We start from the raw sequence: 25,647 nt of genomic DNA, 5'->3' as shown, positions 1-25,647 counted from the left end.
GAAGAATTCATGAGTCAAATAATCGACATTAAAGTCCCGGATATCGGTGACTACAAAGATATTCCAGTAATTGAGGTCTTGGTCAAAGCAGGCGATCAGATTGAGAAAGAACAATCTATTGTTGTCCTGGAGTCTGATAAGGCCACGATGGATGTTCCTTCATCTCACTCAGGCGTTGTGAAAGAAGTCAAAGTGAAGATTGGTGACAATCTTTCCCAAGGTTCAGTAGTGATCACCTTGGAAGAGGGCTCAGCAACAACGGCTGCTCCTGCTCAGGCAAGCGCTGCAACACCAGCACCGGCAAGCCCGCCCGCATCAGGTAGCACTCCAATCGAAATTAAAGTCCCAGATATCGGCGACTATAAAGGCGTGCCAGTGATCGAGGTCTTGGTCAAAGCCGGCGACCGAGTTGAGAAAGAACAATCTATTGTTGTCTTGGAATCTGACAAAGCCACAATGGATGTTCCTTCATCTCACTCAGGCGTTGTGAAAGAAGTCAAAGTGAAGATTGGTGACAATCTTTCCCAAGGATCAGTGGTATTAATTCTTCAAGCTGATTCATCTGGATCTGTAGCTGCTCCAGCAGCAGCTCCAGTTGCACCAACGGCACCGGTAAGGAAGCCTTCAGCAGTTGAGCCACCAGTTGTTCGCGCTCCAGCACCTCCTCCAATTTCGAATCCAGCCCCAGTAGTAGACGCATCATTGAGTCATGCAAGTCCATCGGTGCGTAAATTTGCCCGTGAACTGGGCGTGACTGTTCACCAGGTCAAAGGATCTGGTCTAAAGGGTCGCATTACTCAAGAGGACGTACAAGCCTTTGTCAAAGCAGCCATGAGTGGTGGTGCAGGTAGTCCAGCAGCATCAAGCGGCGGAAGCTTGGGTGGCCTGAATCTGATTCCTTGGCCAAAAGTCGATTTCGCGAAGTTTGGTGAGATTGAGCGTCAGCCATTAAATCGCATTAAGAAGCTGACTGCAGCTAATCTTGCTCGTAACTGGGTGATGATCCCAGCGGTAACCTATCACGAAGATGCAGATGTGACTGACTTAGAAGCATTCCGAGTAGAGACGAATAGAGATAACGAGAAGAAGGGCGTCAAGATTACGATGCTCGCTTTCTTAATGAAAGCTGCTGTAGCTGCCTTAAAGAAACACCCAGAGTTTAATAGCTCGCTTGACGGTGACGATTTAATTTTGAAGAAATACTTCAACATCGGTTTTGCTGCAGATACACCAACTGGCCTAGTAGTGCCTGTGATCAAAAATGTGGATAAGAAAGGCATCTTCGAAATTGCTAAAGAAACTTCTGAGTTAGCAGCATTAGCTCGCGATGGCAAACTGAAGCCAGACCAAATGCAGGGTGCCAGCTTTACGATTTCTTCTTTGGGTGGCATTGGTGGGACTTACTTCTCACCTATTGTGAATGCTCCAGAGGTCGCCATTTTGGGTGTGAGCAAAGCTGCTATGAAACCAGTGTGGGACGGTAAGCAATTTGTACCACGTCTCATCTGCCCATTGTCTCTTTCTGCAGATCATCGCGTGATTGACGGTGCATTGGCTACACGTTTCAATTTATATATCGCGCAACTCTTAGCCGACTTCCGTCGCGCTACGCTATAAGGGGGGATCGATGGCTAAGCAAATGATCCTTGTCCCAGATATTGGCGACTATTCTGATGTGCCAGTGATTGAAGTGCTGGTAAAGGTTGGTGATGTGGTTGAAAAAGAGCAGCCTTTATTAGTGCTTGAGTCTGATAAAGCAACCATGGAGATTCCGGCAGATGCAGCTGGAACGATTATTAGTATTGCAGTAAAGCTAGGCGACAAGATTAGCAAGGGTTCTGTCATTGCTGAAATTGAAGCAAGCAGCGCTGCGCCTGCAGTGCAAGCTGCTGCAGCACCTGCACCAGCAAAAACTGCAGCCCCAGTAATGCCAGCTCCAGTAGCCGGTCAATACAGCGGCAAAGTAGATCACGAGTGCGAAGTGTTAGTACTTGGTGCTGGCCCTGGTGGTTATAGTGCCGCATTCCGTAGTGCTGACTTGGGTATGAATACTGTTTTAGTTGAGCGCTACGCAACCTTAGGCGGCGTATGTCTTAACGTAGGCTGTATTCCATCGAAAGCATTGCTGCATACCACTTCAGTAATGGACGAAGTCAAAACCATGTCTAAGCATGGCATTACATTTGGTGCGCCAAAGATCGAGATCGATCAATTGCGTGGCTATAAAGATTCTGTGATTGCCAAGTTAACTGGTGGTTTAGCTGGTATGGCCAAAGCACGTAAAGTTAAAACAGTGCGGGGCTTAGGTCGCTTCTTGGATGCTAATCACATTGAAGTTGAAATGACTAGCGGTGCTGGTCAAGACCTGAACGGCCAAAAAGAAGTGGTGCGCTTTCAGAAGGCGATTATTGCGGCTGGTAGTCAGCCTGTTAAATTACCATTCTTGCCAGAAGATCCTCGCATAGTAGATAGCACGGGCGCTTTATTACTGACAAGCATCCCAAAAAGAATGCTCGTGATTGGTGGCGGCATCATTGGTTTAGAGATGGCTACGGTTTACAGCACACTAGGCTCACGCATTGATATTGCTGAGATGATGGATGGCCTCATGGCTGGTGCTGATCGTGATCTTGAAAAGGTCTGGGAGAAATTCAATGCCGGACGTTTTGAAAAAGTCATGCTTAAGACTCGTGCCGCTAAAGCACAAGTGAAGCCCGATGGTATCCAGGTGACTTTTGAAGGTGAGAACGCACCTGCAGAACCACAAACCTATGACTTAGTGTTAGTTGCTGTAGGGCGTACACCCAATGGTAAGAAGATTGATGCAGGTAAAGCGGGTGTTCAAGTAGATGAGCGTGGCTTTATTCCAGTTGATAAACAAATGCGCACCAATGTGCAAAACATCTTTGCGATTGGCGATATTATTGGTCAACCGATGTTGGCTCATAAGGCAGTACATGAAGGTCACGTTGCGGCTGAAGTTGCAGCTGGCCAGAAGTCGTACTTTGATGCAAAGCAAATTCCATCAGTTGCTTATACCGATCCAGAAGTTGCTTGGGCTGGCTTAACTGAAGAGCAATGCAAAGCACAGGGTATTGCTTATGAAAAAGGCTTATTCCCCTGGGCTGCTAGCGGACGCGCAATTGCCAATGGCCGTGATGAAGGTTTCACAAAGCTGATCTTTGATGCAACGACCCATCGCATTATTGGTGGCGGTATAGTTGGCACTCATGCTGGTGATCTCATTGGTGAGGTTTGCCTAGCAATTGAAATGGGCGCTGATGCTGTAGATATTGGCAAGACTATCCACCCTCATCCAACCTTGGGTGAATCAGTAGGTCTGGCTGCAGAAGCCGCACATGGCCATTGCACGGATTTACCACCGGTGAAGAAGAAGCCTTAAGTAAGAAGATATCTTCTAAGCTGCTACAAAAGAAAAAGCCCTGAGAGATCAGGGCTTTTGAATTTTCATTGCAAATGAATATCAGTCAAATGAAATGAGATCCGAATTGAGTTCGCGAATACGTTCATCTACATAATATCCACCACATTCTGTGTAACGCAGGTACTTACATCCACAATTTCTACATTCATAGACATCAGACTTGTTATAGGGGTGAAAAGATATAGAGATTGGAGCATCCTTGGACCACATATTGGTTCCCTTGGGGTGATGTTCTTCCCAATTTTCTGGAGCATCTTCGACTCTTAGGGTTCCTATAGACTCTAGAGTGTTTGTGATGAAGCCACCAGGGATGCTCTCCCAGCCAGCACACGATAGAGATTCGCAAGTAGCGCACTTGCTCTTGCCCTCAAAAGACCGGGCAAATTTTAGCAACATCTCTCGATCAACAATATTGGTCATTTAGGGATTATTTAGATAATCTGACAGATAGTTGCCAGAGTAAGGTATATTTTTACAAAGAACAGATCTTAGCGCATGTGTTGATAAGGTGCGCAAGAAAATGGAGGCAACAAATCATGAAAAAACAGCTATTGCTGGCGGCCATCGCCTGCTTGGCGCTATGCTCCGAGAGCGTTTTGGCACAAAGTGCTTACCCCTGTGCAGTGGTGAAGTTTGTTTCACCATACCCACCTGGAGGTACAACAGATATTTTGGCTAGAATGCTGGCGCCAGGTTTGGCTAAGCAACTCGGTGCAAATGTTGTAGTTGAAAACAAGGGTGGAGCAAGCAGTAATATTGGGACCGAATATGTCGCTAACTCAGCTTCTGATGGTTGTACTCTATTGCTAGGAAATAATACTGGCATAGTGATCAATCAAAATTTGTATAAGTTAAAAATAAATCCTTCCAAAGACTTGGCAGCAGTTGCAGAAGTGGCTTCAGTACCCCTGGTTCTTTATGTGAACGTCTCAGTACCTGCAAATACTGTTGGTGAGCTAGTTGAGCTTATTAAAAATAATCCCAGTAAATACAGCTATGCATCTGGTGGTAGTGGCAGTCCACAGCATCTGATGGCAGAAATGCTCAAGCTTGAAAAGCAACTAGATATGACGCATATTCCCTATAGAGGGCAGGGACCAGCAATGGCTGATGTTCTGGCTGGCCAAGTACCGATTGCGTTTGAGACAACAACGGCTATTTCCGCACAGATGACATCGGGGCGTATTCGTGCATTAGCAACAACAGGCGCAGTAAGACCTAAAAACTTTCCCAATATTCCAACCATGAAGGAGCTTGGGCATTCGAGTTTTGTTATAGAGAATTGGTATGGAATTTTTGTTGCGGCTAAAACACCATCAGTTCTGATTGCAAGATTGAATAAGGCAGTGAATGCTGTCATGAAGGAGCCAGAAGTTGCAGCCAGCCTAAGCAAGATGGGTTCAAGTGATGTGGCAGGGACATCGGAGCAATTTACGCAATTTATTAACAAGGAGATTCCATATTGGGAGTCTTTGGTTAAGCGCACAGGTGCAACTGTAGATTAAAAATACAAGAGGACAGCAGAATGAATAATGGCTATGAAATTAATCCAAGAAAAGAGGCTTTCAAGGAGGGGATATCTGCCCTGACAGGATTAGCAACCTCGGTTGTCAGTGATGTTTTAGGTAGGACTATTGGAGCAGTCAATATATTGCCAGTGAATAAGTCGCCGGTTAGCGTATGTGGCAATGCTGTCACAGTGAGCGTTAGGGCTGGTGATAATCTGATGATTCATAAGGCGCTACAAATTCTGCAACCTGGGGATGTGCTGGTGGTTGATGGTGGAGGTGATATCTCTCGAGCCTTGTTTGGTGAAATCATGATGACCGTTGCTAAATCAAAGGGCGCTGTTGGCGCAGTCTTTGATGCAGCGATTCGTGATGTTGAGGCTTTTGAAAGACATCGCTTTCCGTGCTGGGCGCGCGGTGTCAATATGCGTGGTCCCTATAAGGATGGTCCAGGTAGTATTAATGTACCCGTTTCCATAGGAGGGATGGTGATTCATCCAGGCGATGTAATTTTGGGTGATAGCGACGGGATCATTGCTTTATCTCCTGAGTTGGTATTAGAGGCTGCTCGATTAGGTAAGGAAAAAGAGATTACAGAGCGCAAAACAATTCAATCCATTATTGACGGCAAATACGATGATGCATGGGTAGACGTAAGCTTGAAGCAAAAAGGTGTCTTATGAAGCTGCGATTGATGTTCGCGATCCTATTAAGTGCGGTTGCGCTTAATGTGTTTGCTGCGTACCCTGATAAATCGATCAAATTTCTAGTGCCCTGGCCGCCGGGTGGAGCAACAGATCAAGTTGCTCGTATCTTAGCAATACCGCTGACCAAAGAGCTCGGTGTTTCAGTATTTATCGAAAACAAGGGCGGAGCTGGTGGCAACATAGGCACCCAAGCCTTTGTGCAAGACAAGCCAGATGGCTATTCTATTTTGATGGCCACTAGCTCAACTAATGCGGCTGGCCCTCATTTGTTTGCAAATCAAGGCTTTGATGCCGCTAAAGATTTCACCCCAGTAGTTTTGGTATGCACCATTCCAAACATTATGGTTGTGCCTGAAGCCTCACCTTGGAACAGTATGAAAGACTTAATTTCTGATGCTAAACAGAACCCTGGAAAATTTACCTATGGCTCTGCAGGCATTGGTGCTTCTCAACATTTGGCCGGAGCACAATTTAAAACCGTTACAGGCTTAGATATTCGCCATGTCCCATATAAGGGTAGCGGTCCCGCAGCCTTAGATTTGATGGCTGGTCACATTGATATGATGCTCGATACTGGATCGCTTAACAATATCAAGGCTGGTAAATTAAAAGCCTTAGGAATAGCAGCAGACAAGCGCATCCCTGAATTGCCTAACGTGCCAACAATGAAAGAAGTTGGAGTACCCATGGTTGCGAATGCTTGGTATGGCGTGATGTTGCCTGCTGGCGCACCAAAGGATATTACTGAGAAACTCAATGCTGCATTCAATAAAGTTTTAAAGGATCCTGAAGTTCGTAAAAGCCTTCAAGGAATTGGCGCCCAGGTTGATGGCGGTTCAGTAGCCGATTTTACAAAGTTCTCACAATCTGAGATCAAGCGTTATGAAGGCATTGTGAAAATGTCGGGCGCTCCAAGAGAATAATTTTCATGAAAAAAATCCCATTGATTTTATTGCTCGTAGCAAATTTTCTGCTTGCTGGCAGTCTGATGGCTCAAGATTATCCATATAAACCCATTAAGGTTTTAATTGGGTATGCCCCCGGTGGCGCAGTGGATCTAGTTGCTAGAACATTAGGTCAAAGCCTCTCAGCCTCTCTGGGCCAGCCAATAGTGATTGAAAACAAGCCAGGAGCTGGAACAAATATCGCTGTAAAGCAATTGATTGATAGCTCGCCTGACGGTTACACCTTGATGGTTGCTGCTAACGCATTGGCGGCAAATATGTCTTTGTATAAGCCACAACCCTTTGATATCGATAAAGAGATTACGCCAATTGCCATGATTGGTCGCGTGCCAGTAGTTATCGCGACTAATGCTGAAAGTAAGTATCAAAAACTATCTGATTTGATCAAAGCTGCAAAGGTTTATCCTGATTTTATTACCTATGGAACCCCTGGCAATGGATCAACGCCACATATGGCCATGAAATTTTTTGAGCAGGCATCCGGAATTTCTTTAAAACACATTCCCTATAAAGGTGGAGCGCCTGCGATTACAGATCTTATTGGGGGGCAGTTGGATTTGGTTACGATGAATATGTTGGAAGTAGCTCCGCACGTTAAAAGTGGCAAACTAAAGATTGTTGCCGTTATGAGCGCAAAGCGTTCCCCCATATTTCCCGAGATACCCACGGTTGCAGAATCTGGCTTTCCAGGGTTTGAAGCTTCCGTGTGGTACAGCTTAATTGCACCCGCTAAGACCCCGGCATCTATTGTGAAGACACTTCATGCCCAAGTGGAAAAAGCCTTGCAGTCTAAAGAGATGGTTGAGCGACTGGGCTCTGTTGGTGGAGAGGTAAGTCCTGGAACTAGCGCTCAAGCGGCTGCGTATTTGAATTCAGAGCGCAGGCGTTACGAAAAATTAGTGCGTGAAGCTAATATTCAACCAGACTAAATTAGATCAGAACAATGAAATTTGGACTTAACTGTAAGCGAATCCTTTCATTGTTATTCTGCCTAGCGCTAATAGCATGTGCCAGTCCGCCCGCTGATGTCTTTACTCCAAAGGGCGGTTTGCGAATGGGCTTGTATCAGGGTAGCCCAACTTCCATTCTGCCGGCGGAGGGCTCAAATCAAACGCGCGGTATTGGATACGAGCTGGGGCAGAGTCTTGCTGCTCAATTAGGCATTCAGTACTCCCCAGTAGTGTTTGAGAAAAACGCAGATGTGCTTTCTGCGGTAAAGAACAATGAGATTGATCTAGTCTTTACCAATGCAAGCCCAGATCGGGCTAAATATATTCAATTTTCAAAAACAGTCATTAGGATTGAAAAAGGATTTTTGATCAGCCCGCACAGTAATGTTCGCTTACTCACAGAGATCAATCGGCGTCAGGTCAAAATTGGTTATAGCGTTGGCAGTAATTCACAAGCAGAGCTCCCAACCCTTATTCCTAATGCAAGCTTAGTCCAGACAAGCTCCACTAAACAAGCGATTGCCTTACTAAAAACGGGTGAGATTGATGGTTTCTCATCCAATAAAGCAATTCTGTTTGAGATGGCCTCCTCAATTCCGGGATCAAGAGTGTTGCCCGAAGTAAGTGGGTATGAGAACCTTGCCTTAGGCACCCCAATCGAGCGCCAAGGCTCAGCCCAGTACTTGAATAATTTTGTAGATCAAATGATCTCCACTGGTAAGCTGAATTTATTTATTCAGCGTTCAGGTATCCAAGGTTTAGCGCCAAATTAAATACCTATTACCGCCAAAAAGGAAAGAATAGATGATTATTGATTGCCATGGCCACTATACAACAGCGCCAAAAGCCCTAAAGGCTTGGCGCGATGCCCAGGTTGCGAACTTAAATACACCAGAGTTAGGCCCTAAGGTATCTGATTTAAAAATTAGTGATGATGAAATTCGAGAGTCTATTGAAGAAAATCAATTGGCTAGAATGAAAGAGCGGGGTATTGATGTCACCATCTTCTCCCCACAGGCCAGTTTTATGACTCATCATATTGGCGACTTTAACACCTCAGCAACTTGGGCAGCCCTTTGCAACGAGCTATGCTACCGAGTGACTCAACTTTTTCCGAAGCATTTTGTTGGCGCCGCAATGCTGCCACAGTCGCCTGGTGTGGATATCAGCACCTGCTTGCCTGAGATGCGCAAATGCATAAATGAATATGGATTTGTGGGTATTAATTTGAATCCAGATCCTTCTGGCGGCTATTGGAAAGATCCGCCACTCAGTAACCCCTATTGGTATCCAATCTATGAGGAGATGATTGCCTTAGATGTGCCAGCTATGATTCATGTGAGTACCAGTTGTAATGATTGTTTTCATACTACTGGCGCACATTATTTAAATGCTGATACAACCGCTTTCATGCAATGCTTGACCTCTGATTTGTTTGCGCAGTTTCCAGCCTTGCGTTTCTTAATTCCCCATGGTGGTGGGGCAGTCCCTTACCACTGGGGTCGATTTAGAGGACTTGCGAAGGACATGAACATTCCTGATATTAATCAGAAACTACTCAACAATATTTATTTCGATACTTGTGTTTATCACCAGCCAGGAATTAATCTGCTTACCGAGGTGATTCCGACTAAGAATATTCTCTTTGCATCAGAAACCTTTGGAGCAGTAAAGGATATTGATCCTGATACTGGATTTTATTTTGATGATACGCGTCGCTATCTTAATGCAGTTGATGGCCTCAGTAATGAAGAGAAATCCATGATTTTTGAAGGCAACGCACGTAAGGTATTTTCCAGAATTAATAACAGAATTCCAAGGTAAGCGAGGATATGATGACGTCTGAAGAGTTTGATCAACTTTATAGAGGCAGGCTAGAAAAATTAGCCACCTCAAATTTGAGCGATGCTCTTGATAAGTTAGGCATTACAGCTGCTGTGATCGGCATTGTTCCGCAGTGGGGTAAGACTAAAGTGATTGGTAGGGCAATTACCATCCGCATGATTGCCGCAGGTGCTGTTCAAAGTAAGGCCCATCTTGGGGTTGATGCAATATTTTCTGCCTCCCCTGGCGATGTGATTGTGATTGATAACCGTGGGGATCTGAACAATAACTGTTGGGGTGAGATTCTCTCGATGGGAGCCTTGCAGAAGAAAATTTCTGGTGTTGTGGTTGATGGCGCAGTTCGTGATGTAGATACCTGCGAAGAGTTTGGCTTTCCTGTTCACGCCAGAGGCACAGTTCCTATCACCGCTCGAGGCCGCATCGTTCAAGAGGCTTGGAACATCCCCGTTAGAATTGGAAACATTTCAGTATTGCCTGGTGATGTGATTGTTGCTGACGTGAATGGAGTGGTAGCAATTCCTGTGGCCAAGCTTAAGGAGGTGCTAGACGCAGCAGATAGCATTGCTGCCAAAGAGCTGGCAATGGTTGAAGCGCTAAGAGCAGGGCAGTCGATTATTGATGTGGATAAGCAATTTAACTACGAGCAAATGTTGAAAAGTTAGGCGCCGATATGAATTTGATATATACCCCAAGAATGATTTCGAAAATCCTTTGCTTGATCTGTTTTGGATTGAGCACTCAATTGGCATACGCCCAGTACCCATGCCCTGTAATCAAAATCATCTCTCCTTATCCTCCTGGTGGAGCGAGTGATGTTCTTGCAAGAATGCTGGTGCCAGGACTTTCTAAGCAATTAAATGTCAGTGTGATTGTTGAAAATAAGACAGGTGCTAGCGGCAATATTGGAACCGAATTTGTGAGTAGTGCAGCTGGTGATGGCTGCACCTTACTACTTGGAAACAGTACAGGGGTTGTGATCAACCGAAACCTGTACAAACTTCGCAATGACCCTATTACCAGCTTGAGACCAGTTGCTGAGGTTGCTGCTGTACCAATGGTGCTCTATGTTAATTCATCGGTTCCTGCAAACTCCGTCGCAGAGTTAATCGCTTTGATTAAGAAAGAGCCGGGTAAATTTAGTTTTGCTTCCCCTGGAAGCGGAAGTACTCACCATCTGCTTGGCGAGCTGCTTAAGCTAGAACAAAAGCTAGATATGACTCACATTCCCTACAGAGGGTCTGGGCCCGCAATTACCGATGTATTGGCTGGTCAAGTGCCAATGGCATTTGAGGCTACTAGTGCAATGGTTCCTCACTTAAATAGCGGTAAAGTTAGAGCGCTTGCAACTACTGGAGCGGTGCGAGCAAAAAATTTGCCAGATGTTCCTACTATGAAGGAACTTGGGTATCCTAAATTCGTTGTGGAAAACTGGTACGGTATATTTGTTCCAGCCAAAACACCAACAGCACTGGTCAATCAGTTAAACAAAGAGATTAATAAAACGCTGGCATCGAGTGAGGTTGCGGAGAGCTTATTGAAGATGGGCTCTTTAAATAGCGAACAAACTCCCGAGCAATTTGCTGCATTTGTCAAAAAGGAGATCCCTTACTGGGAGCTGTTAGTGAAGCAGTCTGGAGCTACTGCAGAATAGATTTTTAGCTATTTCTTTTTGGCTGCTTTGCTAGCGGTATCAGCAGCCTTCATGACGGTATCAGTAGCGCTGTTGAGATTAGTTTGTGCAACTTGAACGGCATACTTAATAGCCTTTTGGCTGGTTTCATATACATTGTTAGCGGAGGCGATGGCTTGCTTCATCGCTTGAACCGCGGCATCTGAGCCGGCAGGCGCATTCTGCGTCCACTCTTCTACTAATGCATTGATCTTTTTTTGACCTGCTTGAAGTTCTTTTTCAGTAGATTGGGTGAAGTTGTTTTGAGTTTCGTGGGCCAAGTCATATAGATGACGACTGTAAGCCATAATCTTTTCGGCCATGGGCTGGACTGTTTCAGCTTGGTGGGCGAGGAGCTGTTGAATGTCTTTGATTTCTAAAGCCTTCTTTGCACTCGTCATACTATCGCTCAAACTTTGTTTTGCAATATGCATATTGAGCTCAACTAATTTTTCTATGCTTTGGAGTGCTTGGTTAGTCAAACTACTCAAAGTTTCTAAATTGGCTTTTTGTGCCGCCACAAGTTGTTCTGGTGTTAAGTTCATTGCAATCCCCTTTGGATCATTTAGGCTTTCGTTCTCTTGGCCTAATGCCTACTGTAGTCTCTCTTGAGCGACTTTACAGCTTATATACTGCGTCGCGGTATGAAGAATCTTTTAAGGACGCAAATTCAAGGCCTGTGGGCAGTATCAAAAAGAGCCTAAAATCAATGATTCAATCAAAAATTGCCATATTTTCAGTAAGTTACCCATGAAACTCAGCCTAGATAACGCAATTGCCCCGATATTTGTGCTGATATGGAGCACGGGCTTTGTGATTGCTCGACTAGCGATGCCTTATGTCGAGCCAGCTACCTTCTTATTTTGGCGTTGTATTGGTGTTCTCGCAGCTATGGCCGCACTAAGTCTAATCTGGCGTATTACGTGGCCAAGTTGGTCGCAGACTAAGCATATTGCTGTTGCTGGCAGCTTGCTGCAGTTTGGCTATTTACTCGGCGTTTACTTTGCTATTCATTTAGGTATGGGGGCAGGTTTAGCAGCCATTATTGTTGGCCTGCAACCCATTGTGACCGCTTGGTTTGCTGCATGGATATCAGAACAAGTTTCGCCACGTCAGTGGATTGGTTTAGGGTTTGGCTTTGCAGGTGTGGCTTTAGTGGTGTTGGAGAAAATAACTTTCGTCCATATTCCATTTGTGAGCTATGTGTTGGCTTTTATCGCATTACTCTCGATTACTTTTGGAACGCTGTATCAGAAAAAATATTGTCCGGTATTTGATCTGCGGGCAGGCTCCTCAATTCAGTTTGGTGTTTCAGCAGTGCTTTGCTTTATTTTCATGTATTTCTTTGAGACAGGGGTGATGGTCTGGAACGCATCAGTGATTGGTGCCTTGCTATGGGCGATATTCCCGCTATCCATTGGCTCAATTAGTTTGCTATTCATGATGATTCGCAAGGGTGCAGCAACGAAGGTTACAAGCTTTCTTTACCTGACACCTCCAACTACGGCACTGATGGCTTGGTTCTTATTTGGTGAGCCCTTTACGGTACTGATGGCGCTAGGACTAGGCTTGACTATGACGGGGGTGGTATTGGTAAATGCCCGCCAAGTCAATACGGTAGCAACCATTGCTGAGTAGGGCGCTATCAAATGCCCAAGATGGGGCTAATAAATCCATCATAAGCTGTGAAAGTAATTATCATTCCATATGTTAAAAGTTTTGGAAGGTTTTTAGGGATGCGTTTGAATCGATTTTCGATCTTGATCTTGACTCTGGTCTTTGCCTGTGGCGCCTCTCTGAATGCGTCAGCCATCGCAGCTGCTAAAGATAAAGATGGGCAAACCAAGGCTAATAAAGTCACTGTCAAGATTGCCAAATCTCCCAAAAAGCCAAAAACTGTTCGTGTGACAGTAACGCGCTCATCTGAACCGGCTGCTCCTTCCCACCCATCATTTGCTACCGCCCTTGGTTTGCGTGGTCAACATGATGAATTAAGTCTGAAGTCGAGCGTAGCAATGGTTGTTAATCAAGACACCAAAGAAGTATATTTTGAAAAAAATTCCTCAGTGAGTTTGCCTATCGCCTCCATTACTAAGCTGATGACTGCGATGGTTGTTTTAGATTCCAAGTTACCTTTGGATGAGACTATTGTGATTAATGCTGATGATGTTCGTATTTATGCTAAATCTCGTCTTACTGGTGGTACGGTGATGACCCGTGAGGAAGCCTTATTGCTTGCCTTGATGTCCTCCGAGAACCGCGCTGCATACACCTTAGGTAGAAACTATCCCGGCGGCATTTCTGCCTTTGTGGATACTATGAACCGTAAGGCTAGAGAACTAGGAATGGAACATTCTCACTTTGCTGATCCTACTGGTTTAATGAGTGAGAACGTGGCCTCTGCTGAAGACTTAGCCCGCATGTTGAACGCTGCATATCAGTACAAAATGATTCGTGAATTTTCTACTTGGCCAGACTTGACCATGATGATTGGCAATCGCCCACAGAAGTTCTTAAATACCAATCGTTTAGTGCGTTCAGGCGATATGAACATCGGTTTGCAAAAAACGGGGTTCATTAATGCAGCAGGTAAGTGCTTAGTAATGCAAGCTAGGGTCAATAACACACCTTTGCTATTAGTCTTCTTGGATTCTGTAGGGACCCAATCTCGATTTGCTGATGCAGTACGAGTCCGCGACTGGTATGAGCGTATGCCTCTAGGGACGCAACCTATTCGTCGCATCATGTAATGGGTAAGCTAGGCTGATGTACCTGGCTCAGTTGTTTTGGGTTTATAGCCCAACCCTTTAGAAATCTGTAGGGCAGTATCCTGCAAGGATTTAAGCCAGTCTGCTTGCATGCGATCTGTTGGTGAGCTCAGTGATAGGCCTGCAACTAATTTTCCGGTGTCATCCAAAATAGCTGCAGCAAAACAGCTCACGCCTAGCTCTAGCTCTTCGTCATCACGGGCATTACCTTCTTTTCGAACTTGATTCAGAGCAGCCTCTAATTTATTGAGATCAGTAATGCTATTACGTGTATGTCCTGATAGACCAGTTCGTGTGACGTAGGCGCGAACTTGGCCGGCATCATCACTCGATAAAAATAATTTACCTACTGAGGTGAGATGTAGCGGGGCACGACCACCAATGGCACGAACCACTTGCATGCCAGAGCGTTCGCTATAGGCGCGATCGATGTAAACGATCTCATCACCTTGGCGCACTGATAAGTTAACAGTTTCACCAGTAAGTTTATGCAGAGTACGCATGGGAACTTGAGCCGCCTCGCGCACGGAGAGCCGTGCTTTAACTAAGTTACCTAGCTCTAAGAGTTTTAAGCCAAGACGATAAGTACCCCCATCGCCACGCTCCACTAAACGGCAGGCAACCATATCATTCAGAATGCGGTGGGCAGTAGAGGGGTGCAGGCCAGTTTGTTCAGCTAAATTTTTGAGGCTACTGGATTCTTCTTGCTCAGCTAAGGCATCGAGCAGATTCATCATGCGCTCGACTACCTGGATAGCTGTTTTAGCAACTTCCCCGGTACTTCTAGCATTTTTGACAGTTTTAGTAGCGCTCATATGGTCTATTGTAGCGATTTCAGATGCGATTGCATATTGTGAAATGCTATTTTATAGATGGCCAGACTGCTAAAACCCCATTTTTGGGTTGATTCTAGGGCCTTCTGAGGGCTTTAGCGCACTCATTCACGAGATCTGGACCTCTGTAGATGAGTCCGCTATAGACCTGCACCAAGCTGGCGCCAGCCATGATTTTTTCTTTCGCATCGGCTCCCGACAAAATACCGCCAACGCCGATGATGGGTAGATTATTTCCTAATCTTGCCTTGAGTATTTTGATCACTTGAGTAGAAAGCGCCCGCACTGGAGCACCAGATAATCCACCTGCTTCCTCACTATGCTGCATGCCTTGCACTAAGTCACGAGCAATAGTTGTATTGGTAGCGATGATGGCATCGATGCCAAACTCCATTGATAAATCTGCAACTAAATCAATGTCAGTGGTTTCTAAGTCAGGCGCAATTTTTAAGAAGAGTGGCTTACGGACACCATAGCGATCACCCAAACGTTTTCTGGCTTCATCTAGACTGCTCAACAATGAGCGCAACATGTCTTCACCGTGAAGATCACGGAGATTTTGAGTATTAGGGGAGGAGATGTTCACGGTAATGTAGGTAGCGATTTCATAAACGGCCTCCATTGCCAAAATGTAATCGCTGGCGGCATCTTCAATGGGCGTGCTGGCATTCTTGCCGATATTCATGCCAAGGACGCCACCTTGTTGCCAAAAGCGTGAGCGGCGTACCCGAGTAACGCAAGCATCAACACCATCATTATTAAAACCCATGCGATTAATGATGGCCTGCGCTTCAGACAATCTAAACATCCGTGGTTTGGGATTGCCTGCTTGCGCACGGGGGGTGACTGTGCCAATTTCTAGAAAGCCGAACCCAAGAGCAGCAAGCGCATCAATATGCTTACCGTCTTTATCTAGGCCAGCAGCCAAACCTACCCGGTTCGGAAAGGTGATGCCACAAAGTGTATGAGGATCAGCTACCGGTTTACTAATCAGACGCTCAAGTAAACCCCAGCGCTCTGCACGATCTAAATTACTAAGAGTGAGGTTATGGGCTTGTTCGGGATCTAAGCAAAAGAGCCAGGGACGCAAAAGAGAATAACGGTCGATCATGGGTAGATATTATGACCCAGCCAAGCTAGGCAAAGGCTGCCAATGATCATCAATCAAACCTTCCAGAGGCTGATACTTGGCCTTATAGGACATTTTTTCACTCTCTTGAATGTAGTAGCCTAGGTAGAGGTAAGGAAGCCCCAGTATTTTGGCTTGCTCAATTTGCCACAGGATGCTGTAACTACCGTAGCTAGAGGCAGGTACCGAGGTATCAAAGAAGGTATACACCGAAGAAATGCCCTGATCCAAAATATCAATCATGCTGACCATGCGTAGCCGCCCTGGATGCGAATCATGCGGGCCATCCCGGAACTCCACAATGCGTGAGTTCACACGACTCTGTAATAGGAACTGCATGTATTGGTCTTGATCATCGCTATCCATTTCTCCACCAGCATGTCTTTCATTTTGATAGCGCTGATATAGCTGATAGTGCTCATCTTGATAGCCCAAGTTCAGAACAGATACCTCTAAGCTAACGTGTTTTTTCCAGGCGCGACGTTGACTACGAGAAGGTGTAAATTGATTCACCAGAATGCGGGTGGCAATACAGGCCCTACATTCATCGCAATAAGGACGATAGGTGTACAGCCCACTGCGACGAAAGCCAGCATTCAAAAGCTCGCTGTAAGTATCTGCATGAATTAAATGGGAGGGCGTGGCTACTTGTGAACGCGCCATGCGATTCGGTAAATAAGAGCAGGGGTAGGGCGCCGTTGCATAAAACTGCAATGCGGTGAGCGGAAGTTCTTTGAGCCGGGTCATAGCCAGTGGGTCAAAATCGTTTTATCAAAAGTCCAGGATGGTTCAATCTTAGTTTGATTTAAGGATATCTGCAGTTGTTCCAGAAATTCCTGCCTAGAGACGGGTGCCGCACCCAGAGAATGAAGGTGTGCCGTCTCTTGCTGGCAATCAATCATGGCAATTCCATTGTGAAGGCACCAGGCGCTTAAGGCGGCTAGGGCAATCTTCGATGCGCCTGGCTTACGGCTAAACATCGACTCTCCAAAAACCATGCCGCCAAACGATACGCAGTAAAGACCACCAATGATGTGACCTTCTTCAGTGACTGCGATGCTATGCGCATGACCTTGCTCATGAAGTGCAGTGTATGCATCTACGATCTCATGAGTGATCCATGTGCCATCTTGATCTTTGCGTGTACTAGTAGCACAGGAACGAATCACAGCACCAAAATCTGCATCTACCAAAATTTGCGAATGAGCATCTTGGCAAAAAAGACGAATATTTTTTTTCAGAGAGTCACTGCATTTAAATTCTGTAGGCTTGAGAACCATGCGGGGGTCTGGTGACCACCATAAGACGGGTTGATTATCAGAGTACCAAGGAAAGATACCCAGTTGGTAAGCCTGGGATAGTTGCCCGGGATAAATACGTTCGCTTACTGCAATGAGTCCAGGAACGCTGGGATCAGGATCGGGTTCAAGCAGTGGGTTCGGAAAGGAATCCTGTGGTCCTAGCCAAGCGATCTGACTCATGCCTTGACCCATATCTGGTACTAAATTCTCTCGGATGGTAGTACATCACGACTGCGTACCTGAAACTCTTTACCATCCTCAAAAATACCTGCAGCGCGATCAGCAAAGAACCATTCCAGCGTTTGCTTCACGGTTGGAAAAGCCAACTCCGCCCAAGGAATTTCATGTTCATGAAAGAGAGCAACCTCAAGACTTTCTTCCCCAGCACAAAATTCAGGAGTGTTCATTTTCGCCAAGTAAAACAGATGCACCTGTTGGGCATGAGGAACGTTTAATAAGGAGTAGAGCGGACCCATCTCAACGTGAGCGCCTGCCTCTTCGAAGGTTTCTCTAGCAGCACCGTAGCTCGTAGTTTCGCCAAGCTCCATAAAGCCTGCAGGGAGCGTCCAGTAGCCATGACGTGGCTCAATAGCGCGACGACAGAGTAAGACTTGTTTTTCATAGACGGGAATACTACCGACGACATTGCGGGGATTTTGGTAATGAATGCTGCCACAGGCTTCACAAACATGGCGTTCGCGAGAATCATCGGCCGGAATCTTGATTGTCAGCAGAGATGCGCAGTTTGGACAATACTTCATGACAGCTTTCTAGAAATGGGCTTTAATGGCGCCACGCAGGGCATTAGTAAGAATAATCTCATCTGCCATTGAAACATCATTAATAGTCAGGTTAGCCTCGCGGGCATTTAGTTTCGGGTCTGCAAGGAGAGTTGCCCGCATCACCCCAGGCAATAGGCCGGCTGAAAGAGGTGGGGTCAGCCATTCAGAGCTTCCCTGAGGTTTAATAAAAATACTAGTTCTTCCACCCTCAGTAACGAAGCCCTGTTCATTGGTAAATAGAGCGTCAAAACCACCCAATTGATCAGCTGTCCGCCAGGCTAAGTCATAAAGACCGCGATTGCTAATCTTGTGGCGCAATAAGGCGTCACCAGAAAACATTCCCACCTCGCCAGACAGAATATCTTTTGCCCAGAAAATTTTGACTGGTTCACTGAGGGCATCGAGCACTCCTGTAGAAACTGAAAGATCGCCATGCGGTGCTAGATTAAGTCTCAATCTAAAGGCAGTTGCAGTATCGAGTGATGAGCAAGCGCTTTCAATCGCTAATTTGGCATCAGCCCGACAAAAAGAAATTCCTAAGGCCAAAGCAGAAGATTGCATACGATCTAAGTGGGCCTCTAGCTTCTGAGGCTTTCCTCCAGCAATTGCAATCGTTTCAAATAGTCCGGTAGATGAAGGTAAATTCATTAAAAAGTCTGACTTAATAGAGCACTCTCGCCATTCTTGTTTTGGATCAGAATCATTCGTAATACCAGCTCCAATGCCTAGGCTAAAGCTTGAGGCATGTGATTTGGCATCTTCTGTAATTTCAACAGTGCGAATCGGAACGCTAAAGGCAAAGTCACCGCTGGGGTCAAGCCAGCCTAGGGCGCCACAGTAATAGCCGCGATCTTCAGACTCTAACTCCTGAATAATTTGCATGCTGCGTTTTTTAGGGGCGCCTGTGACAGAGCCGCAGGGAAAGACGGCCTGCAAAATATCCAAGAGAGAAGTATTGGGCTTAGCTTGGCCTTGTACAGTCGATGTCATTTGCAATACATCACCATACCGAGCCACTTCGAATAAATTAGGCACAGTGACCGTACCCGGCAAAGAGACGCGGCTAAGATCATTGCGCAACAAATCCACAATCATCACGTTTTCAGCTTGGTTCTTGGGATCATCTGATAAGGCACTTGCTACTTCGGATAAAGCGCTTGCAGTACCTTTCATTGGCATTGCTTTGAGGGTGTCACCTTCACGGGCAATAAAGAGCTCAGGAGATTGCGACAGTAGGTAGCTGCCTTCGTGTGAGATATAAGCTCCAAACCTGCCTGGCTGACGATCACGCAAGCGACTATACAAGGCTAGGGGGGAGCCGTAGGTTTTGCCGGTAATGCGATAGGTGTGATTGATTTGGTAAGCATCACCACTACGTATGTATTCCAATATTTTGGCGATATCAGAGGCAAATTGCTGTTCATTCAATGATTCACGAACATCCATAACACCAGCAGATCTTTGTCCATCCTCAAGTTGCTCAAGCTGATTGGTAATCAGGGCATCAACTTCTTGCTTGGATAACTTATCAAAATCCTTAAATGCCCAAGCCTCAATCAGCGGATGAGCGCTTGAAGCTGCCCCCATTCTTTGTGGAAGCCCATGAATTTGTCTACCGAGTTCATAAGCAAATGCAGCGACAACAAACTCCCCTCTAGCAAGGGATGCGGCAATTTGGGCTAAACACTTTTGAGTTGCTAATAAGTCGAGCGAGTTGTCACCATTAGACAGAACGCGCCAATAATGCAGCGGACTTTCATAATGGCGACTAGACGGTTTGGCCGCTGTACTTTGCGCATCGTCGAGCAAAATCATGGCGGCTAACCCAATTTCTTCTATTTATTTCAGGATAGTAGCTGATTCAATCGTTACTGTCTTAGAAGGAACATCAGACATTCTGCCCATGCGAGGAGCTGGTGCAACCATCGTCGGAACCTTACGGATTGCATCAATAGTTTGCATGCCAGAAATGACTTTGCCAAATACGGTATAGCCATTGCCCATCGCATTGGGATAGTCCAATGCAGCATTGTCGTTGACGTTAATGAAGAACTGCGAAGTAGCAGAATCAGGATCAGAGGTACGGGCCATCGCAATGGTGTAACGATTATTTCTTAAGCCGTTTTGCGCTTCAGAAACTACAGGAGCATTGGTTGATTTCTGGTTTAAGTCCGGAGTAAATCCGCCACCTTGAATCATGAAGCCATCAATCACGCGATGAAAGATAGTGCCATTATAAAAACCACTCTTCACGTAGTTTAAAAAGTTGGCAGTACTTTTAGGTGCCTTTACATCATCTAGCTCAACAACGAAGCTACCCATGGTTGTTTTAAATTCAACCTGAGGGCCTGCAAGAACTGCTTGGCTAGTAATGCATGCAGCAACGAGAACGAGGCTAGTAAAAAGCTTACGCATAAAGACTCCTTGAGTGAAATGAATGGAACAATTGTATTGTGTAACTTTATTAACTGAGGCCGTTGGGAACATTCCCAGCGTAGGCATAAGATGCTTCTTCAAACATCCCTGGCCGGGCAAGGTAATCAAGCGCCCAATCGATGGTATCGAAACCCCAAAAGCAGTGTTGATTGAGTATCAAGGCAGGCACCCCAAAGGCGCCATCCGCTTTAGCCTGATTCGTATTGGCAACTAGTGCCGCCTTAATCTCAGGACTTTCAGGCCTTGGGGTTTCACTAGGCAAACCCAGATAGACACAAAATTCTGACCAAGAAAGATTTGGATCTTTGCCTTCAATCCAAACATAATCAAAGGCCCGCTCTACCATTGTCCAATCCGCATCCTTTTCAAGCAGTAAGCGTTGTGCTGCTACCGTCAGAAATGGATGGTGCTCAGGAAAACGAAAGGGGATACCTAATTTTTCTGCTTGCCATACGCAAAATTGATAAGTATGCGGCCTCTTAGCCGCAACTTCTCCCGGACCTACATTATCAGTAGCCCTTAAAAGGCCGCCCAGAAGTACAGGCACTGGCTTGATATCAAGCTGTTTCAGACGCTGCCTTTGTTTCGCATACAAATAGGCGAAGGGCGAAATAATGTCGTAATACAAAGTAGCTGAAGTTTTTTCACTCATTTACTCATTCCTATTTCTTTTGATGTTCAGCATCTAGCTTGCGTAAGAAAGCCATCTTTTCCTTAATTTGACTCTCCAGACCACGCTCAACAGGTTCATACCAGTGGGGCTCTGACATTCCTTCCGGTAAATAAGACTCACCAGCAGCATAAGCATGTGGCTCATCATGCGCGTAGCGATATTCTTTACCATGTCCAAGCTCTTTCATAAGTTTGGTTGGCGCATTGCGTAGATGATTAGGTACAGGTTTAGATTGGTCCTCCGCGACATAAGCGCGTGCAGCATTAAATGCGTTATAGCTAGCATTGCTTTTTGAAGCTACTGCTAGATACACTACTGCTTGACCCAAGGCTAACTCACCTTCGGGCGAGCCTAATCTTTCAAATGTTTGGGCGGCATCATTTGCCAACTGCATCGCTCTAGGATCGGCCAAGCCAATATCTTCCCAAGCCATCCGAATAATGCGGCGCGCTAGGTAACGGGGGTCCGCACCACCATCCAGCATGCGACAAAACCAATACAGTGCTGCATCAGGATCTGAGCCTCGCACTGATTTATGGAGCGCAGAAATTTGATCATAAAACTGATCGCCACCCTTATCAAAACGACGCGCTTGAGTGGTGAGGGCATTTTCAACAAAAGCTTGGTCAATTACTTTAACCAAAGAGCCGGGCGTTAAAACCGCATTATGAATTTGCTCTACTAGATTTAAAAGACGGCGGGCATCCCCATCGGCATTGATAACTAGGGTATTGATCGCATCATCTTCAAACTGGATGTCAGCTAAAGCATGTTGATGTGCACGCGTAAATAGCTGCTTGAGTTCATCTGCAGTTAAGGACTTCAGAACATAGACCTGGGCACGAGATAGAAGTGCTGAGTTCACCTCAAAAGACGGATTCTCAGTAGTTGCGCCAATAAAAGTGAATAAGCCTGACTCCACGTGAGGCAGAAGAGCATCTTGTTGACTCTTATTAAAGCGATGAATCTCATCAACAAACAAAATCGTTTGCTTGCCATACTGAGCCATATTTTGCTGAGCTTGCTCAATGGCTTCGCGGATCTCTTTAACTCCGGCTAATACTGCAGAGATGGCAATGAACTCACGATCAAATGCTTTAGCTGAGAGGCGCGCTAAAGTCGTTTTACCAACCCCCGGAGGCCCCCACAAAATCATTGAGTGCGGCTTGCCTGAGGCAAAGGCTAGATTGAGCGGCTTACCTGCAGCTAATAAATGGGCTTGCCCAATGACTTCTTCAATTGTTTTCGGGCGCAATGCTTCTGCTAGGGGTGGCAGAGGAGTGCTATCGAATAGACCGCTCATTGAACAATCATGCTTGGATAAAGAGAATCACAATAGCTGACCAAGTTAAGCAGGCAGCAGCAACATAGGTCAAGCGATTGCGAATCGTCATAAAAGCGTTGCGTGCCACTTCATCCGAAAAATAATATTGATAGGTATTCTGATCGATGTTACGTTGAATGATTAAGGTGGATGCCAAGATTAATAAACCCACTGGAATATAAATATGCAGGGCAAGCCAGGCAACTAGAGCGGGAGTAACGCCCCAGATCCAAGCGTTACGATCGATCCAGCGATCTCCACTAGGGGCCTTACCCAAAGTATGCAAGCTAGCACCCCAATGCAAAGCTCCCATAAACGCAGTAATGACTGCACCATAGCCGGCGAGGGATTCTGCGCTTAAATAGTTTAAGGGTGTTGGTGCTAGTTGCACCATTAAAGCTAGTCCAACAAAAGGAATGAGGCCAGCGTAGGCTAATTTGTTGACTAGGGGTGGAATAGGATTCACGAGTATTAAATTAGTTGAACTTCATCAGAAAGCAAAATTATTTGTCGTAGGTGTAAACACCGCGACCCGTTTTACGACCAAGGTAACCAGCCGCCACCATTTCACGAAGAAGAGGGCAAGGGCGATATTTAGAGTCGCTGAAGTTTTCAAAATACACTTCCATCACTGCCAGGCAAGTATCTAAGCCAATGAGGTCGGCTAAAGCTAAGGGCCCAATCGGTTGATTGCAGCCTAACTTCATGCCAGCATCAATATCTTCAGGGCTAGCAAGTCCTTCCGACAATACAAAGAATGCTTCATTAATCATGGGTAACAAAATGCGGTTCACTACAAATCCTGGTGAATTCTTAACAGTGATCGGCTCTTTACCAACCCGCTTAGCCATATCGATAATGGCTGCATGGGTTGCATCGCTGGTTTGTAAGCCACGAATGACTTCCACCAAAGCCATGAGGGGAGGAGGATTAAAGAAGTGCATGCCAATAAAGCGCGCTGGGTTTGAGTCTAGAGCAGCTAGCTTGGTAATGGATAAAGAGGAGGTATTAGTGGCAATGATGGTGTCTTTGCTAACAATCTCATCGACTTGATGCAGAATCTTTTCTTTGACAGCCTGATTTTCAGTAGCAGCCTCAATCACAAAACCTAAGCCCTTCAAATCAGCATAAGAGGTGCTGCCTTTAATACGCTTCAGCGCCGCTGCTTTTTCATCGGTAGTCAGAGTTTCTTTTTTAATCAGGCGATCTAGACTTTTACTGATTTGATCCAAGCCGCGTTGCACTGCTGCTTCGTTAATATCAACCATGACGACATCTAGACCGGCAACGGCGCAAACCTGCGCAATACCATTACCCATCGTGCCTGCACCGATCACACCGACTGATTGAATCTTCATTTCATTTCCTCTTTTGATACTGGGTTGAACCAAACAACTGCTCTCTAGCTTTGTTATCAGTTAAAGGCTTGCGTAATGCTGTTAATACTTCGCATCCCCGTTTTACGGCTGGACGTTCTCCAATCATTTCGAACCAAGCCTTGAAATGAGGATAGTCATTAATCTCTATACCTTGATTTTTCCAATTCCGTGTCCAAGGAAAAATGGCAATATCTGCTATGGAGTAGCTTTTACCTGCAATATAAGGATTATCTTTCAGTTGTTGATCAAGAACCCCATATAAACGTTTGGCTTCATTGGTGTAGCGATTAATTGCATAATCAATAATCTCTGGCGCATAGAGACGGAAATGGTGGTTTTGCCCAAGCATGGGTCCTAAACCACCCATTTGGAACATCAGCCATTGCAAAACCTCAAACTTAGCACGGGTCGTCTTAGGAAGAAATTTGCCAGTCTTGCTAGCGAGATACAGCAAGATAGCGCCAGACTCAAAAATACTGATGGGCTTTCCATCAGGACCATTTGGATCTACTAAAGCAGGGATCTTATTATTCGGGCTAATTTTCAGAAAGCTCTTGGCAAATTGATCGCCAGTACCAATATTAATCGGAATAGCAGTCCAATCTTTACCCAAACGATAGCCACATTCCTCGAGCATGATGTGGACTTTGTGGCCATTCGGTGTTGGCCAACTGTAGACATCGATCATATTGTTTGATTTCTTCATTGCTATAGGTCTCTCTATAAAGATTGTAGGCGTTGCAAGGCAGCCGCTAAGGTTTGCTCTTGCTTGGCAAAGCAGAAACGAATCACACCAGATTCAGTGGGACGATCATAAAAAGCAGAAACGGGAATCGCTGCCACACCAACTTGAGTAGTAAGCCATTTACAAAACTCGGCCTCATTTAATTTAGCCTGCGGAATATTGAGTGCAGAGTAATCAGCGCACTGAAAGTAAGTGCCTGGTGTTGGCAGTAATTTAAATGGAGTCTTTTCTAAACCTGATCGGAAAAAATCACGCTTAGCTTGATAGAAGGCAGGGAGATTTAGATAATGTGATGCATCTGCCAAGTATGATGCAAGCCCATACTGCACTGGTGTATTCACAGTAAAGACATTGAATTGATGAACTTTACGAAATTCTTTTGTCAAAGCTGGTGGTGCGGCAACATAGCCTACCTTCCAGCCGGTGACGTGATAAGTCTTACCAAAGCTAGAAATTAGAAAACTCCTGGCAGCTAATTCTGGATGCGAAGCCACGCTGTGATGTACCGCACCGTCATAGACCATGTGTTCATAGACTTCATCACTCACAATGAGTGTAGAAGTATTTTTTACTAATTGAGCCAGGCGCTCTAAGTCTGCTGTCTGCCACACCATGCCAGTGGGATTATGCGGAGAGTTGATGATGAGTAAGCGTGTTTTGGAATTAATGGCGCTAGCCAAAGCATCCCAAGGAATTTCATAGGAAGTGACGTGACCATCCGCATTGCGCTTTACTTGCAGCGATACGGCAATCGTTTTGCCACCGGCTAATTCAATGGAAGGTCGGTAGCTGTCGTAAGCAGGCTCAATGATGACAACTTCATCACCAGGACTAACGCAAGCCAGAATGGCTGTCAAAATTCCCTGGGTGCCGCCTGCAGTGATAGTGATTTCCGCTTCGGGGTCATAGTGGTGACCGTATAGACTTTTGATCTTCTGACTAATGCCATTGCGTAGCGCTGCAATCCCAATCATTGGAGGGTATTGGTTTTGATCTGCGAGCATAGCGTCGTTCACGCTGGCAATTAACTTGCGATCGCAGGGAAAGTCTGGAAAGCCTTGGCCTAGGTTAATCGCCTGATGTTCTGCTGCAAGCGCTGACATGACGGTAAATACCGTTGTTCCCACATTGGGAAGGCGACTCGGAAAGGAGGGGCTGATGTCTGGCGTGGTCATTTAAGGCAGGGAA

27 protein-coding genes are annotated in these 25,647 nt (G+C 45.7%); 12 read left to right on the top strand and 15 right to left on the bottom strand.

The genetic code is table 11. The annotated features are described in order from the left end of the window. Positions 1–9: 9 nt before the first annotated feature. Together aceF and lpdA are read left to right on the top strand one after the other, a co-directional pair. The gene (gene aceF, locus ICN29_RS02000; protein ID WP_216129217.1) at positions 10–1,617 is read left to right on the top strand and encodes a dihydrolipoyllysine-residue acetyltransferase; all 1,608 of its coding nucleotides are present in this window, start codon (positions 10–12) and stop codon (positions 1,615–1,617) included. 10 nt (positions 1,618–1,627) lie between these two features. Further along, the gene (gene lpdA / locus ICN29_RS01995) at positions 1,628–3,403 is read left to right on the top strand and encodes a dihydrolipoyl dehydrogenase (protein ID WP_216129215.1); all 1,776 of its coding nucleotides are present in this window, start codon (positions 1,628–1,630) and stop codon (positions 3,401–3,403) included. 81 nt (positions 3,404–3,484) lie between these two features. Here lpdA and ICN29_RS01990 read toward each other — a convergent pair whose 3' ends face one another. Further along, positions 3,485–3,865 carry a hypothetical protein gene (locus ICN29_RS01990; protein WP_216129213.1) on the bottom strand — a complete coding sequence of 127 codons (381 nt, stop codon included), beginning with the start codon at positions 3,863–3,865 and terminating at the stop codon, positions 3,485–3,487. Between the two features lie 116 nt (positions 3,866–3,981). Here ICN29_RS01990 and ICN29_RS01985 point away from each other — a divergent pair, with 116 nt between their 5' ends. The 8 genes from ICN29_RS01985 to ICN29_RS01950 all read left to right on the top strand — a co-directional run bounded on the left by ICN29_RS01985 (position 3,982) and on the right by ICN29_RS01950 (position 11,071). Beyond that, positions 3,982–4,950 (top strand): Bug family tripartite tricarboxylate transporter substrate binding protein, encoded by a 969-nt coding sequence (locus ICN29_RS01985; protein WP_216129211.1) that lies wholly within the window; start codon positions 3,982–3,984, stop codon positions 4,948–4,950. Between the two features lie 20 nt (positions 4,951–4,970). Next, positions 4,971–5,636 (top strand): RraA family protein, encoded by a 666-nt coding sequence (locus ICN29_RS01980; protein WP_216129209.1) that lies wholly within the window; start codon positions 4,971–4,973, stop codon positions 5,634–5,636. After that, entirely contained in the window at positions 5,633–6,583 is a 951-nt protein-coding gene (locus ICN29_RS01975; RefSeq protein ID WP_216129207.1) for a Bug family tripartite tricarboxylate transporter substrate binding protein, read from the top strand. Before ICN29_RS01980 ends, ICN29_RS01975 begins: the two co-directional genes overlap by 4 nt. A gap of 5 nt (positions 6,584–6,588) precedes the next feature. After that, positions 6,589–7,554 (top strand): Bug family tripartite tricarboxylate transporter substrate binding protein, encoded by a 966-nt coding sequence (locus tag ICN29_RS01970; protein ID WP_216129205.1) that lies wholly within the window; start codon positions 6,589–6,591, stop codon positions 7,552–7,554. Between the two features lie 125 nt (positions 7,555–7,679). Further along, on the top strand, positions 7,680–8,348 hold the full coding sequence (locus ICN29_RS01965) for a transporter substrate-binding domain-containing protein (RefSeq protein WP_216129203.1): 669 nt from the start codon (positions 7,680–7,682) through the stop codon (positions 8,346–8,348). Positions 8,349–8,379: 31 nt separating this feature from the next. Beyond that, entirely contained in the window at positions 8,380–9,399 is a 1,020-nt protein-coding gene (locus tag ICN29_RS01960) for an amidohydrolase family protein (protein ID WP_216129201.1), read from the top strand. Between the two features lie 8 nt (positions 9,400–9,407). Further along, positions 9,408–10,082 (top strand): RraA family protein, encoded by a 675-nt coding sequence (locus ICN29_RS01955; protein WP_216129199.1) that lies wholly within the window; start codon positions 9,408–9,410, stop codon positions 10,080–10,082. Positions 10,083–10,090: 8 nt separating this feature from the next. Then, positions 10,091–11,071, top strand: a complete 981-nt coding sequence (locus ICN29_RS01950) for a Bug family tripartite tricarboxylate transporter substrate binding protein (RefSeq protein WP_255538021.1) — start codon at positions 10,091–10,093, stop codon at positions 11,069–11,071. An 8-nt stretch (positions 11,072–11,079) separates the two neighbouring features. Here ICN29_RS01950 and ICN29_RS01945 read toward each other — a convergent pair whose 3' ends face one another. Beyond that, positions 11,080–11,634, bottom strand: a complete 555-nt coding sequence (locus tag ICN29_RS01945; protein ID WP_216129197.1) for a phasin family protein — start codon at positions 11,632–11,634, stop codon at positions 11,080–11,082. 205 nt (positions 11,635–11,839) lie between these two features. On the opposite strand from ICN29_RS01945, the gene ICN29_RS01940 reads away from it, so the two are divergent. Together ICN29_RS01940 and ICN29_RS01935 are read left to right on the top strand one after the other, a co-directional pair. Next, on the top strand, positions 11,840–12,727 hold the full coding sequence (locus tag ICN29_RS01940; protein WP_216129195.1) for a DMT family transporter: 888 nt from the start codon (positions 11,840–11,842) through the stop codon (positions 12,725–12,727). A gap of 98 nt (positions 12,728–12,825) precedes the next feature. Further along, a complete protein-coding gene (locus ICN29_RS01935; protein ID WP_216129193.1) occupies positions 12,826–13,839 on the top strand; it encodes a serine hydrolase in 1,014 nt (337 codons plus the stop codon). A gap of 8 nt (positions 13,840–13,847) precedes the next feature. On the opposite strand, the gene ICN29_RS01930 is transcribed toward ICN29_RS01935, so the two are convergent. The 13 genes from ICN29_RS01930 to ICN29_RS01870 all read right to left on the bottom strand — a co-directional run bounded on the left by ICN29_RS01930 (position 13,848) and on the right by ICN29_RS01870 (position 25,634). Further along, complete coding sequence (locus ICN29_RS01930; RefSeq protein WP_216129191.1) at positions 13,848–14,672, bottom strand: IclR family transcriptional regulator; 825 nt, start codon at positions 14,670–14,672, stop codon at positions 13,848–13,850. Between the two features lie 94 nt (positions 14,673–14,766). Beyond that, positions 14,767–15,801 carry a quinone-dependent dihydroorotate dehydrogenase gene (locus ICN29_RS01925; protein WP_216129189.1) on the bottom strand — a complete coding sequence of 345 codons (1,035 nt, stop codon included), beginning with the start codon at positions 15,799–15,801 and terminating at the stop codon, positions 14,767–14,769. Between the two features lie 9 nt (positions 15,802–15,810). Further along, complete coding sequence (locus ICN29_RS01920) at positions 15,811–16,566, bottom strand: arginyltransferase (RefSeq protein WP_216129187.1); 756 nt, start codon at positions 16,564–16,566, stop codon at positions 15,811–15,813. After that, positions 16,563–17,300: a leucyl/phenylalanyl-tRNA--protein transferase gene (aat, locus tag ICN29_RS01915; RefSeq protein WP_216129185.1), complete on the bottom strand. Its 738-nt coding sequence runs from the start codon at positions 17,298–17,300 to the stop codon at positions 16,563–16,565. Before aat ends, ICN29_RS01920 begins: the two co-directional genes overlap by 4 nt. A 20-nt stretch (positions 17,301–17,320) precedes the next feature. Further along, complete coding sequence (locus tag ICN29_RS01910) at positions 17,321–17,881, bottom strand: NUDIX hydrolase (RefSeq protein WP_216129183.1); 561 nt, start codon at positions 17,879–17,881, stop codon at positions 17,321–17,323. 9 nt (positions 17,882–17,890) lie between these two features. Further along, complete coding sequence (locus ICN29_RS01905) at positions 17,891–19,717, bottom strand: bifunctional chorismate-binding protein/class IV aminotransferase (RefSeq protein ID WP_216129181.1); 1,827 nt, start codon at positions 19,715–19,717, stop codon at positions 17,891–17,893. A gap of 24 nt (positions 19,718–19,741) precedes the next feature. After that, on the bottom strand, positions 19,742–20,317 hold the full coding sequence (locus tag ICN29_RS01900; protein WP_216129179.1) for a peptidylprolyl isomerase: 576 nt from the start codon (positions 20,315–20,317) through the stop codon (positions 19,742–19,744). A 49-nt stretch (positions 20,318–20,366) separates the two neighbouring features. Beyond that, positions 20,367–20,990, bottom strand: a complete 624-nt coding sequence (locus ICN29_RS01895; RefSeq protein ID WP_216129177.1) for a 2-hydroxychromene-2-carboxylate isomerase — start codon at positions 20,988–20,990, stop codon at positions 20,367–20,369. Between the two features lie 10 nt (positions 20,991–21,000). After that, the gene (locus ICN29_RS01890; protein WP_216129175.1) at positions 21,001–22,314 is read right to left on the bottom strand and encodes a replication-associated recombination protein A; all 1,314 of its coding nucleotides are present in this window, start codon (positions 22,312–22,314) and stop codon (positions 21,001–21,003) included. A gap of 7 nt (positions 22,315–22,321) precedes the next feature. Beyond that, complete coding sequence (locus ICN29_RS01885) at positions 22,322–22,801, bottom strand: DUF3429 domain-containing protein (protein ID WP_369411618.1); 480 nt, start codon at positions 22,799–22,801, stop codon at positions 22,322–22,324. 37 nt (positions 22,802–22,838) lie between these two features. Then, complete coding sequence (locus ICN29_RS01880) at positions 22,839–23,693, bottom strand: 3-hydroxybutyryl-CoA dehydrogenase (protein WP_216129173.1); 855 nt, start codon at positions 23,691–23,693, stop codon at positions 22,839–22,841. 1 nt (position 23,694) lies between these two features. After that, positions 23,695–24,402: a glutathione binding-like protein gene (locus ICN29_RS01875; RefSeq protein WP_216131886.1), complete on the bottom strand. Its 708-nt coding sequence runs from the start codon at positions 24,400–24,402 to the stop codon at positions 23,695–23,697. Between the two features lie 32 nt (positions 24,403–24,434). Next, the gene (locus ICN29_RS01870) at positions 24,435–25,634 is read right to left on the bottom strand and encodes a pyridoxal phosphate-dependent aminotransferase (RefSeq protein ID WP_216129171.1); all 1,200 of its coding nucleotides are present in this window, start codon (positions 25,632–25,634) and stop codon (positions 24,435–24,437) included. Positions 25,635–25,647: the final 13 nt, after the last annotated feature.

The sequence above is a fragment of the Polynucleobacter nymphae genome (assembly GCF_018882155.1).
GTDB lineage: Bacteria > Pseudomonadota > Gammaproteobacteria > Burkholderiales > Burkholderiaceae > Polynucleobacter > Polynucleobacter nymphae.
The sequence above is the reverse complement of the archived record's forward strand: the minus strand, read 5'-3'. Positions and strand labels throughout refer to the sequence as shown.